At 41.8% G+C, this 12906-nt stretch carries 11 protein-coding genes and 1 pseudogene; all 12 read left to right on the forward strand.

Annotated features, from left to right (window positions below):
• Position 1: 1 nt before the first annotated feature.
• Positions 2 to 955 (forward strand): ABC transporter permease, encoded by a 954-nt coding sequence (locus ACZ43M_RS10275; RefSeq protein WP_464507307.1) that lies wholly within the window; start codon positions 2 to 4, stop codon positions 953 to 955.
• Positions 956 to 1285: 330 nt separating this feature from the next.
• On the forward strand, positions 1286 to 2380 hold the full coding sequence (locus tag ACZ43M_RS10280; RefSeq protein ID WP_464507308.1) for a BMP family lipoprotein: 1095 nt from the start codon (positions 1286 to 1288) through the stop codon (positions 2378 to 2380).
• Between the two features lie 245 nt (positions 2381 to 2625).
• Complete coding sequence (gene yfmF, locus ACZ43M_RS10285) at positions 2626 to 3906, forward strand: EF-P 5-aminopentanol modification-associated protein YfmF (RefSeq protein ID WP_464507309.1); 1281 nt, start codon at positions 2626 to 2628, stop codon at positions 3904 to 3906.
• On the forward strand, positions 3906 to 5198 hold the full coding sequence (yfmH, locus tag ACZ43M_RS10290) for an EF-P 5-aminopentanol modification-associated protein YfmH (RefSeq protein WP_464507310.1): 1293 nt from the start codon (positions 3906 to 3908) through the stop codon (positions 5196 to 5198). The genes yfmF and yfmH overlap by 1 nt, the downstream gene beginning before the upstream one ends.
• 60 nt (positions 5199 to 5258) lie before the next feature.
• The gene (gene ymfI / locus ACZ43M_RS10295; RefSeq protein ID WP_464507311.1) at positions 5259 to 5981 is read left to right on the forward strand and encodes an elongation factor P 5-aminopentanone reductase; all 723 of its coding nucleotides are present in this window, start codon (positions 5259 to 5261) and stop codon (positions 5979 to 5981) included.
• 75 nt (positions 5982 to 6056) lie between these two features.
• Complete coding sequence (locus tag ACZ43M_RS10300; RefSeq protein WP_464507312.1) at positions 6057 to 6305, forward strand: DUF3243 family protein; 249 nt, start codon at positions 6057 to 6059, stop codon at positions 6303 to 6305.
• 195 nt (positions 6306 to 6500) lie between these two features.
• Positions 6501 to 7292, forward strand: a complete 792-nt coding sequence (locus ACZ43M_RS10305; protein WP_464508002.1) for a DUF3388 domain-containing protein — start codon at positions 6501 to 6503, stop codon at positions 7290 to 7292.
• Positions 7293 to 7310: 18 nt separating this feature from the next.
• Positions 7311 to 8228, forward strand: coding sequence for a RodZ domain-containing protein (locus tag ACZ43M_RS10310; protein WP_464507313.1), 918 nt, complete (start codon positions 7311 to 7313; stop codon positions 8226 to 8228).
• A gap of 104 nt (positions 8229 to 8332) precedes the next feature.
• On the forward strand, positions 8333 to 8911 hold the full coding sequence (pgsA, locus tag ACZ43M_RS10315) for a CDP-diacylglycerol--glycerol-3-phosphate 3-phosphatidyltransferase (protein WP_464507314.1): 579 nt from the start codon (positions 8333 to 8335) through the stop codon (positions 8909 to 8911).
• A gap of 36 nt (positions 8912 to 8947) precedes the next feature.
• Positions 8948 to 10207 carry a competence/damage-inducible protein A gene (locus ACZ43M_RS10320; RefSeq protein ID WP_464507315.1) on the forward strand — a complete coding sequence of 420 codons (1260 nt, stop codon included), beginning with the start codon at positions 8948 to 8950 and terminating at the stop codon, positions 10205 to 10207.
• A 1057-nt stretch (positions 10208 to 11264) separates the two neighbouring features.
• Positions 11265 to 11462: a hypothetical protein gene (locus tag ACZ43M_RS10325; protein WP_464507316.1), complete on the forward strand. Its 198-nt coding sequence runs from the start codon at positions 11265 to 11267 to the stop codon at positions 11460 to 11462.
• Between the two features lie 408 nt (positions 11463 to 11870).
• Positions 11871 to 12722, forward strand: a pseudogene (gene recA, locus ACZ43M_RS10330) (recombinase RecA); the annotation flags it as partial.
• Between the last annotated feature and the right edge of the window lie 184 nt (positions 12723 to 12906).

Raw genomic sequence — 12906 nt, forward strand, 5'->3', positions numbered from 1 at the left:
AATGTGGACGATAATTGAACAAATATTTCCTTATGCTATAGTTTTCACGATTCCACTTCTTATAACGGCTCTTGGTGGTCTGTTTAGTGAACGAAGCGGGGTTGTAAATATCGGGCTGGAAGGTTTAATGGTCATGGGGGCATTTGCTAGTGCCCTTACAGTAAACTACTTGCAGGATATCTGGACGAATACCACCCTTGTTCTTTGGGTGGGAGTATTGGCGGCAGCAGTAATTGGAATGTTATTTTCCTTATTGCATGCCTTTGCGAGTATCAATTTAAGTGCGGACCAGGTAATTAGTGGTACCGCCATTAACATGATTGCAACGGCTTTGACTGTGTTCTTGGCAAGAAATATTACCGGGAGTGGAAACATTAGAATCACCAACGGATTTTCGCCATCCAATGTTCCACTACTTTCTGATATTCCCGTCATTGGCGATTTGTTTTTTACTAAGACATATCCAACAACATGGTTTATTTTATTGATTCTTTTCGTTAGTACGTTTATTCTTAATAAAACGAAATTTGGTCTGCGCTTAAAATCATGTGGAGAATTTCCACAGGCTTCTGAAGCTGCCGGAATAAACGTATACAGAATCCGTTATGCCGGGGTAATGATTTCCGGTGCTTTCTCTGGACTTGGCGGTGCAGCAATTATCCTTACGTATGCAGGGGAATTTACCGGTTCTGTTGCCGGACTAGGCTTTTTGGCGTTAGCTTCCTTAATCTTTGGACAGTGGCGCCCAATGGGTGTGTTAGCAGCTACCTTGTTTTTCGGTTTTGCAAGTACGATTGCAAACGTTTCGCAAGTTATACCCGAACTTCAAGTTTTTCCGCCTATCGTTTTAAAAATCTTTCCATATGTGGTGACGTTGATTGCTTTGGTTGCTTTCTCAAAATCATCTCGAGCACCAAAAGCAGCTGGGGAACCGTTTGATTCATCTAAACGATAATAAAAGTAATGAAAGGAGCTCTTGGTTTTAAACCAAGAGTTCCTTTTTTGTCGCACGGGAAATTATGGTCTGGTTATAGGAATAAGTTTTGGCGCAGGTAAAAAATATAAACAAAAGGTGTTTACTTATGCAAGTAACTAGGTTACTATTAGTAAGTGTTTGATTGGAAACTGCCAGAGGAAACATAATAGAAATGCGGGCAATAAGCTTTTTTGATTGAGATAGAGAATCTATCTTTTTCTCTTGTAGGAAGAATCTATATTCAACATTTTGGATATGGGGACCAATCAATTTCACAAATTCAAATCTATTTTTTGGAGGCACAACACCATGAAATTACGTAAGTTTGGCTTTATGATGTCGTTGGTTTTAGCTGCGGGTACATTGTTAGCAGCATGCGGCGGCACTGAAAAAGGCGGCGAGGACGGCGGTAAAAAGGCACTAAAAGTAGGTATGTCTACTGATGCAGGAACAATTGATGATAAATCCTTTAACCAAGGTGCTTGGGAAGGTATTCTGCAAGCTAAAAAAGAATTAGGTATCCAGGAAAAGTATCTAAAGCCGTCTGGGGAGACAGAAGCGGAATATATGAAAGAAATCGGCAATTTATACGATGCTGGTTATAAATTCATCGTAACTCCCGGATTTAAATTTGAAACTGCTATATACAAAGCACAAGATAAATATAAAGATGCGAAGTTTGTCATCCTTGATGGTAACCCGCACAAAGGTGACTTTAAACCAGTTGTTAAGGATAACACAGTTGCCATCTTTTTTGCTGAACAGGAGTCTGGCTTCTTGGCCGGTGTAGCAACTGCGGCTCAATTAAAAGAAGGTGAAGCCGGATTTATTGGTGGTATGGAAATCCCGGCAGTACAAAAGTTTAACTGGGGCTTCCAGCAGGGTGTAAAATACGCCAATGAAAATTTTGGCACAAAACTTAGCATTAAGAAAGAAAACGTAATTTATCAAGGGTCATTTACTGATGTGGCTGCCGGCGGACAAATTGCAGCTCAAATGTTTGATCGTGGTGTAAATGTCATCTTTACTGCTGCTGGCGGTGTAGGTGTAGGTGTAATAAAAGAGGCAAAAAACCGCGCGAAAGCAGGCAAACAAGCTTGGGTTGTTGGAGTTGATAATGACCAATATGAAGATGGCGTTTATGAAGGAAATAAATCAGTTATCTTGACCTCGGCAATGAAGAAAATCAATCATGCTACTTTTGATGTCATTCAGAAACAACTAGAGGGTAAATTTCCTGGCGGCCAAACATTAATTTTTGATGCTAAAAACGATGGCGTTGGAATACCAGATAAAAACCCTAACTTGAGCGATGATGCTTTGGCAAAGGTTAAAGAGGTATCTGAAAAGATTAAATCTGGCGAGATTAAGGTTTCTGCGGAACAAGGGGATTTAATAAAGTAAACAGTCCTAAATGTATCAGATCATTTATCCTTACGGTTATTTTAAATGGCAGTATTCCATGCAACATAATAAAGCAAATGTAGAACTCTTAGTTTTGTGCTAAGAGTTCTTTTTATTTAGGCTTGAATTAAACAGTCATGTAAAATAATACTAGTAAGTATAGCTTTTATTAACAAGGAAAAAATATAAAGAAAAATGTTTACATATTATTAAGTTAGGAAGAAGACTGTTAAGGAGGAAGGCAAATGGGCGATATCACTGAAAAGATAACAGAAATGCAGGGGTATAAACTCCATGTAATCGAAACAGATAAATATAAAACAAATACCATTGTTTGGCGAATGAAAGCACCGTTAACCAAGGAGGATGTGACGAAAAGGGCACTGCTTCCGCAAGTACTTCAATCGAGTTCAGCCAATTATCCAACCACCACTAAATTACGCTCCTACCTCGATGACTTGTATGGGGCGACACTTTATGTGGATTTGGCCAAAAAAGGTGAATACCATATCGTAAGCTTCTTAATTGAAATTTCAAATGAGAAATTCCTGACTGACCCGACACCGCTGCTGAAAAAAGGCTTTGAATTACTTGCGGAAATTTTACTGAATCCTAATGGCAGCGGGGACTCGTTTGACCCAGAAACGGTTGAAAAAGAAAAGCGCACGCAAAAGCAGCGAATTCAATCGGTCTATGATGATAAAATGCGCTACTCCAATGTTCGCCTGATTGAAGAAATGTGCAAAGGGGAGCCGTATGCGCTTCAGGTTCATGGTGACGCTCAGGAGGTGGATGCCATCTCTCCTGAAGACCTATACCAATATTACAAAATAGCCCTCGCTGAGGATGAAATGAACCTTTATGTGATTGGCGATGTAAAAGAGGCGGAAGTAAAAACGTTTGCCCAGGAGTTGCTCACATTTGAAATCCGGTCACCAAAGCAGGCTGATGTACAACAAGTTTCTCCGAAACCGGAAACCAATGAGGTAAAGGAGAAGGAAGATGTTAAACAAGGCAAGCTGAACATTGGCTATCGGACAAATATATCCTACGGTGATTCCGATTACTTTTCTTTGCAGGTGTTTAATGGAATCTTTGGCGGCTTTGCTCATTCCAAGCTGTTTATCAATGTCCGTGAGAAGGCGAGCCTGGCTTATTACGCAGCAAGCCGGATTGAAAGTCATAAGGGTTTGCTGATGGTCATGTCGGGGATTGATAATAAAAATTATGATCAAGCCGTAAAAATTATCCATGAGCAAATGGAAGCAATGCGTAAAGGTGATTTTACTGAAGAGGAACTTAAGCAGACGAAGGCAGTCATCCGAAATCAAATCCTTGAAACGATTGATACGTCTAGAGGATTGCTTGAGCTGTTATATCATAATGTGGTTGCCAAAACAAACATTGGAATCGATACCTGGCTGACAGAAATGGAAAAAGTGACAAAAGACGAAATTATCGCTGTTGGCAATAAAATAACACTGGATACAATTTATTTCTTAATGGGAATGGAGGCAGGGCAATAATGGAGAAAATTGCGTTTGATCAGCTTAAAGAAAAGCTTTTTCATGAAAAATTGGCAAATGGTCTAAATGTCTATATTTTACCAAAACCAGGCTTTAACAAGACCTATGCTACTTTCACAACGAAATATGGGTCGGTTGACAATACGTTTGTTCCATTGGGAAAAAACGATTTTGTTACGGTCCCTGACGGAATTGCCCACTTTTTAGAGCATAAGCTATTCGAAAAAGAGGATGGGGATGTGTTTCAACAGTTCTCGAAGCAAGGCGCGTCAGCCAATGCCTTTACATCCTTTACGCGAACAGCTTACTTGTTCTCCAGTACTTCGGATGTGGAGAAAAATTTAGAAACGCTGATTGACTTTGTTCAATCCCCCTATTTTTCCGAGAAAACTGTGGAAAAAGAAAAAGGAATCATTGGGCAAGAGATCACCATGTATGATGATAATCCGGACTGGCGGCTATACTTTGGAATCATCCAAAATCTTTACAAAAATCATCCTGTTCGTATTGACATTGCCGGAACCATCGAATCCATTTCCCATATCACAAAAGATTTGCTTTATGAATGCTATAACACCTTTTACCATCCAAGCAATATGCTGCTGTTTATTGTCGGTCCAGTCGATCCGGAAAAAATTATGAATCAAGTGAAGGAAAACCAAGCCAAAAAGGATTACAAGGCTATGCCAGAAATTGATCGGTATTTCGAAGAGGAACCAGTTCAGGCGGCAGAGAAAAAACAAGTGTTGCAAATGAATGTCCAAACCTCCAAATGCTTGGTAGGGATTAAAGCGCTCCATGTCGACCAAACTGGCGAAACCCTGCTAAAGAACGAATTAACAATGAATGTACTGCTTGATTTGCTATTTGGCAAAAGCTCAGAAAATTACGATCAGTTATACAATGACGGATTGGTGGACGAAACCTTTTCCTTTGACTATACTCAGGAACAGGGCTTTGGTTTTGCGATGATTGGCGGGGATACGAGCGACCCTGACCAACTTGCACAGCGCCTGCAGGAAATGCTGATGGGGGCAAAGAATGGGAGTGCCTTCACAGAAGTGCAATTGGAAAGAGCCAAGAAGAAAAAAATTGGCGCATTTTTACGGGCAATAAATTCCCCGGAATACATCGCCAATCAGTTTACCCGCTATTCTTTCAACGATATGAATTTGTTTGATGTTGTACCAACCTTGGAAAAAATTACGCTTCAGGATGTTCAATCACTGGCCTCGGAAGTGATTGCAGACGAAAGAATTTCCGTTTGTCAGGTAATTCCTAAAACGAAATAGGTTTAAGCGCCGTTGATTCGGCGCTTTTTCTAGGTAAATGAAATAGAGAGAGTGACATTCATGAAAAAGTATGTATTAATCACGGGAGCAAGTGGAGGAATCGGAAAAGCGATCTCTTTCCAGTTGGCGGCGAAAGGATACAATCTTTACCTGCACTACAATCAGCAGGAACAAAAAATCAGAGAATTATTGGAAGAACTATCAGCCTTCGGCGGTGAATATATACCCATCCATGCGGATTTAGCCGCGCCAGAGGGCTTTAAACAGATTACTTCGCAAGTGTTTTCGCTCGATGCCATTATCCACTGCGGTGGTATGAGCCATTATGGATTGTTGATGGATTTAAATTTGGAAGAGGCAATGAGGATGCTTAATGTCCATGTCCTAAGTCCATTAATGTTGACGAAGGAGCTATTGCCCAAATTATTGAGTAAAGGCTCTGGAAATATCATTGTCATCACATCCATATGGGGGCAGACAGGTGCTGCTTGCGAGGTGGCATATTCCACAGCCAAAGGGGCTCAAATTGCGTTTGTTAAAGCCTTAAGCAAGGAAGTAGCCTTAAATGGGATTCGTGTCAATGGTATTGCCCCTGGGGCCGTTGAAACAAAAATGATGGACGGGTTTACTCCAGAAGAACTGGAAACGATTACTTTCGATATACCGATGGGACGTCTTGGCCAACCGGAAGAAATCGCAAAAGCTGCAGCATTTTTACTTTCTGATGATGCCAGCTATATAACCGGGCAGGTCCTTGCCATTAATGGCGGATGGTACACCTGATTTTCATTTTTCATGCATAACTTTCGTGCTATGTTAGCAAAATAACCTTGTATCATTCTAAAGGAGGGTTATGCAATGTCTGTTTTAGATAACTGGAAACAGTGGCAGGAATTTCTGGGTGGCCGCCTTGACCAAGCTCAAGATCAAGGAATGAGCGAGGGTGCAATCAGCAGTTTGGCATATCAAATTGGCGACTATTTGGCAAAAAATGTGGACCCTAAAAACGAGCAGGAGCGTGTTCTTGCCGACCTGTGGTCAGTAGCAGATCCGCAAGAACAACAAGCAATTGCTAATCTAATGGTTAAACTTGTAAAACAACAGTAAAAAAAGAGAGAGGATGGGGCGGTGCTTCCAGCCTCTTTTTTTCTATATGAACATGGGGTCAATACCATTCTTCTATAAATTATTAGTTTATACATGTTTTTTCTTTCATCTTCCAGTAAAATCATATATGATAAAGCTTAGGTAACCTATATGAGAAATTTGTCGAAACTTCTTTAAGGGGTGTGAAGCTGAAAAATTATGAAGAAAGAATGGTATTTAGAATACGAAATTACGATAAATCGTCCCGGTTTATTAGGTGACATTTCATCCCTCTTAGGAATGCTTTCTATTAATATTGTAACCATTAACGGTGTTGATGAAGGCAGACGCGGCTTGCTAATATTGGCCAAGGACGATAATCAAATTAAGCGGCTTGAGTCAATTTTACATACAATGGACACAATAAAACTAATAAAACTGCGAGAACCGAAACTACGAGACCGCCTCGCTGTCAGGCATGGACGCTATATTCAACGAGATGCCGATGATAAAAAAACATTCCGGTTTGTCCGCGACGAACTTGGTCTTTTAGTTGATTTTATGGCAGAATTATTTAAGCAGGAAGGCCACAAATTAATTGGGATTCGCGGCATGCCTCGGGTCGGTAAAACCGAATCACTCGTCGCTGCAAGCGTATGTGCCAATAAACGCTGGCTGTTTGTGTCTTCCACCCTGTTAAAGCAAACAATTCGCAACCAATTGATCGAGGATGAATACAACAGCAACAACTTGTTTATTCTTGATGGAATTGTTTCGACCAAAAGGGCCAATGAGCGGCACTGGCAGCTTGTCCGGGAAATTATGCGGATGCCATCTGTAAAGGTAATTGAACATCCTGATATTTTCGTGCAAAATTCCGAGTATACACTCGATGATTTTGACTATATTATCGAACTAAGAAATCATGCTGATGAAGAAATTACTTATGAGATGGTTGACCAGCATAATATGTTCTCCGGGTCAGATTTCGGAGATTTTGATTTTTAAATTGGAAGGTGTTATTACGTGACTGAATTAGGGAATCGATTAAAAGAAGCCCGTTTAGCCAAAGATTTGAGCTTGGATGATTTACAAGCGATGACGAAAATCCAAAAGCGGTATTTAATCGGTATTGAAGAAGGCAATTATTCAAGCATGCCGGGGAATTTTTATGTGCGTGCGTTTATAAAGCAGTATGCAGAGGCACTCGGTCTTAATCCGGAAGAAATCTTTGAAACCTATAAAAATGAAATCCCGGCATCGATCAATGACGAGATGCCGCAATTATCAAGAGTGAAAACACATAAAAATATTTCTCAAGGCAGCTCGAAGGTGTTTGATTTCCTGCCGAAAATTTTAATTGGCGTCTTTGTGATTGGTGTCGCGGGTCTTTTCTATTACTTTATTTCTACGAATGCCGACAAAAACGATACGAATGAAACCGTCAACCAAGATAATGAGCCGGTTCAGCTTGTCAAAAACGATGATTTGGAAAAGGCTCAGGCAGACGAAAAAGAGAAAGCCGATAAAGAGAAGGCAAAGGATACGAAGAAAGAGGAGGAAACTCCAAAAGAGGAAACCCAAACACCAGTTGTTGAACCGCCAAAGCAAGAATTGACGGTAGTGGATACGAGTGGGCGAAATTCCACTTTTTCATTAGCCAATACTGACAAATTTGTAGTTAAGGTTGTTTCCCGGGGTGAATCATGGGTCAATGTTAAAAATGGCAAAGGAAAAACATTTTTCGGGGGAATGCTGACGGCAGGCACGGGGTCGGAAAGCAAGACCTTTGATTTAACACCTGAAACAGAGGCGATTATCACTGTTGGAAGAACACTTGACGCTGATATTTTTGTCAATGACCAAAAGCTAGAGTATGCTGTTCCACCGGCGGAAAAAGTTCGTCAGGACATTACGATTCAATTTGTTCCGAAGAACCAATAGTCATCGTTTGATGACTATTTTCGCATTCATTAAATAAGATAAGCTTGAACAAAAAAATGCCGATAGTCATCGGCACTGTTGTGTATTATTAGGAGGAAAGTTGGATGAATATACCTAACAAGATTACAGTTTCACGCATATTATTAATCCCGCTGTTCTTGATTATTATGTTGGTTCCATTTGAGTGGGGAGAGTTCCGTTTACTAGGTGCAGACCTTCCGGTAACCCATTTTGTCGGTGCGCTAATTTTTATACTGGCGTCTGCAACGGACTGGGTGGATGGTCATTATGCCCGTAAATACAATCTTGTTACCAACATGGGGAAATTTCTTGATCCGTTAGCGGATAAACTGTTAGTCTCTGCTGCGCTTATCGTGCTGGTTGAACTGGGCTATGCCCCTTCATGGATTGTCATCGTCATAATCAGCCGGGAATTTGCTGTTACCGGACTCCGTTTGCTGCTTGCTGGCGAAGGGGAAGTCGTTGCAGCCAATATGTTAGGGAAAATTAAAACGTGGACCCAAATTGTCGCTATTTCCGCGTTACTATTACATAATATTATTTTTGCGATGATTCCATTTCGATTTGACCTGCTGGCATTATGGGTTGCTTTGATTTTTACCATTTGGTCTGGCTGGGATTACTTTGCAAAAAACAGCCACGTGCTGAAAAATTCAAAATAACAGCTAAATAGGTAAGGTCTAAGGGGGGAACGAAGGATGAATGCTGAGATTATTGCAGTTGGTTCAGAATTGCTCTTGGGCCAAATCGTCAACACTAACGCCCGGTTCTTATCTCAACAACTGGCTGGGCTGGGGATTGACGTATATTTTCATACAGTCGTTGGCGACAATCCTGACAGGCTTAAGTCGGCCATCGACATTGCTGAGTCGCGGTCAGATATGATCATATTTACAGGCGGACTAGGTCCTACAAAGGATGATTTAACGAAGGAAACGATTGCCCGCCATCTCGGTACAGAATTGGTCATGGATGAACAAGCGCTGGAATCGATTGAACTTTTCTTCAAACGAACCAACCGGGTCATGACGGAAAATAATCGGAAACAGGCTTTGATTTTGAGGGGTTCACAAGTTCTGCCCAATGACCACGGGATGGCTCCTGGGATGATTTTTCAAGGCGGCGGTGGCGGACGACTTTATATGTTGCTGCCAGGTCCGCCAAAAGAGATGGAGCCGATGTTTTTGCAATATGGCGGCCCCGCTCTTGCAGCGCTTGGTGGTTCGGGTGAACAGATTGTCTCACGGGTGCTGCGGTTTTTTGGGATTGGCGAGGCGGCACTAGAGACAGAGGTACTTGATCTAATCGATGCCCAGAGCAATCCGACGATTGCACCGCTTGCGGGTGACGGGGAAGTTACCTTAAGGCTGACCGCAAAGCATAAGGATGTTGCAGCCGCTCAAGCTATGCTCGATGACGTGGAAGCGAAAATCAGTGCCCGCGTTGGAGAATTTTTATATGGCTATGATAATACGTCTCTATTGGAAGAATTAACGAACGTTCTGAAAGAAAGAGGCTTGACGATTACAGCCGCGGAAAGCCTGACCGGCGGGTTATTCCAGGAGGAGATTACCTCTATTTCGGGAGCCAGTTCGGTGTTCAAGGGGGGCGTCGTCTGTTATTCTAATGAAATTAAGGAAAAGGTTGTCAGGGTTCGACCGGAAACTCTCGCCGCCTATGGAGCCGTAAGTGAGGAATGTGCACGGGAACTTGCAGAAAACGCGGCACGGATTTTTGGGGCCGATATCGGAATCAGTTTCACTGGTGTGGCCGGGCCGGATGAGTCGGAAGGAAAGCCGGTTGGCACGGTTTATATCGGGATTTCGCTGCCCGGACGGCCTGCTGCGATTGTTGAAAAGCTAAGGCTCGGCGGTACACGCAAAGCAAACCGAAGTCGAACAGTTAAGTTTGGCTGCTACTATTTGTTGAAATATTTGAAGGAATCACAGGATGCTTGATCAGCGTTCTGTGTTTTTTTGTTTTATTGGGTTCATAGTACCCGGTGGGCCAAATTTCATTTGAGATGGTAACGTTGAAGGGTTTATAGTGCCCATCAAAGCAAAAAGCCAGAAGGGTTTATAGTACCCGTAAGAACTAAAAACTAGAAGTGTAGGTAACTATGAAGAGTTTATAATACCCGCTGAAGCAAAAAACTAGAAGAGCCGGTTACTATGAAGGTTGATAGCGCCCGTAAGAACTAAAAACCAGAAGAGCCGGTCACTCTGAAGGGTTCATAGCGCCCGCAATAACGAAAAATCAGAAGAGCCGGTCACTATGAAGAATTTATAGTACCCGAAAGAACGAAAAACTAGAAGAGCCGGTCACTATGAAGGATTCATAGCGCCCGTAAGAACAAAAAGCCAGAAGAGCCGGTCACTATGAAGGATTCATAGCGCCCGTAAGAACAAAAAGCCAGAAGAGCCGGTCACTATGAAGGGTTTATAGTACCCGTAAGAACGAAAAACCAGAAGTGTAAGTCACTATGAAGAGTTTATAGTACCCGCTGAAGCAAAAAACTAGAAGAGCCGGTTACTATGAAGGGTTCATAGCGCCCGTAAGAACAAAAAACTAGAAGAGCCGGTTACTATGAAGGGTTCATAGCGCCCGTAAGAACAAAAAGCCAGAAGAGCCGGTCACTATGAAGGGCTTATAGCGCCCGTAATAACGAAAAACCAGAAGTGCTGGTCACTATGAAAGGTTCATAACGCCCTATATAATGAAATAATAGATGTAATAGTCACTATGAATCGTCGTCGTTTCAAGATAAGTAATAGTGCACTATTAAATTGTCTGACAATAAGCGAAAAAGGCCTTTTCTCTCAAAAACCGATTAGAAAGACTTCTTTTCGTGGGTAAATTTGTTTGTTTTACCAAAATAAATGTCTAGAAAAAGGTCGAATAAATGTTCGTGTTTTTACTCGACAAATCGTTCAAAAGAGGTTATATTATTTATAGGTTTCATTTTCATAGATTCCAGATATGATTTTAATTTAAATATAAAAGGAGGAACTATTTGTGAGTGACCGAAAGGCCGCCTTAGAAATGGCGCTAAAACAAATAGAAAAACAATTCGGTAAAGGTTCCATCATGAGAATGGGAGAGCAAACGGAAACAAGGATTTCAACTGTTCCGAGCGGTTCCCTAGCACTTGATACAGCACTTGGAGTAGGTGGGTATCCACGAGGAAGAATAATTGAAATTTATGGTGAATGATTCATATGTCGTTAGCTATTTGGTAGATTTCTCCTAAAATCAATTAAGGAGAATTAAGATGTTAATACAGATCTTCCAAAAGTTAAACGAAGGATCGCCCGCTTATTGGGAAACCAATAAGACGAAAGGGGCAAAATCGGAAAACATCTCAGGATAATGAGAAAATTCCGAGGTAACTGGATGAACTAAAATGCATTCAGCACCGTAACGCGTACCGAGTGAACCTACACAATGTAGAATATAACCTCGGCAAGAGTGTCCCTTCCCTAACAGATTATGCTGAGGGAGAATATGTACGCTGAGCTGAGCTGGAATTGACCAGTTGTAGTTACACGTTTGACCAGAGCGTGTAATGATGAGGGTGACCTCCAGAAGCAAGGATAAAAAGCCTTGTGAATAACAATCCTGCCTGAATCATCTGGTAAAACCACTGTCGCCCTGCACGCAATTGCAGAAGTGCAAGCAAAAGGCGGACAAGCAGCGTTTATCGACGCTGAGCATGCCCTAGACCCAACTTATGCACAAAAACTGGGTGTTAACATTGATGAGTTACTATTATCCCAGCCTGATACAGGCGAACAAGCACTAGAAATCGCTGAGGCTCTTGTACGAAGCGGTGCAGTTGATATTATCGTAATCGACTCTGTAGCTGCTCTTGTTCCAAAAGCGGAGATCGAAGGTGAAATGGGAGACGCTCACGTAGGTTTACAGGCCCGTTTGATGTCCCAAGCCCTTCGTAAACTATCAGGTGCTATTAATAAATCAAAAACTATCGCGGTATTCATTAACCAAATCCGTGAAAAGGTGGGGGTCATGTTCGGAAACCCCGAGACAACACCTGGCGGACGCGCCCTGAAGTTCTACTCAACAATCCGTCTTGAGGTCCGTCGTGCCGAAACCCTTAAGCAAGGCACTGACATGGTTGGTAACAAGACAAAAATTAAAGTAGTTAAAAATAAAGTGGCGCCGCCATTCCGTACAGCAGAAGTGGATATTATGTATGGAGAAGGTATATCTAAAGAAGGCGAAATTGTCGATATTGGAGCGGAATTGGATATTATCCAAAAGAGCGGTTCTTGGTACTCCTATAATGACCAAAGAATTGGACAAGGCCGTGAAAATGCGAAACTGTTCCTGAAGGAAAATCCTGATCTTCGCTTGGAAATCCAAACGAAAATCCGCGAGCACTACGGTCTGGATGGAGAAAAAACCGTCACAGAAGAACCGGAAGATGACGATCAATTTGAGTTATTAGATTAATTCTCCAGAGCAAAGCCCAAAACCAGGGTTTTGCTCTTTTTTATAGGAATGTATATTTATGCAGTGGAAGAACCCAATATTCACACGAAAAATAGCCAAAAATCCGACAAGTTGGAAATATTTTAAAAAGGCAATTGGACAAAACCTTGACAATGACTAGTCCCGCCTTTACAATTAACATGTA

It is taken from the genome of Neobacillus sp. B24 (assembly GCF_055381825.1).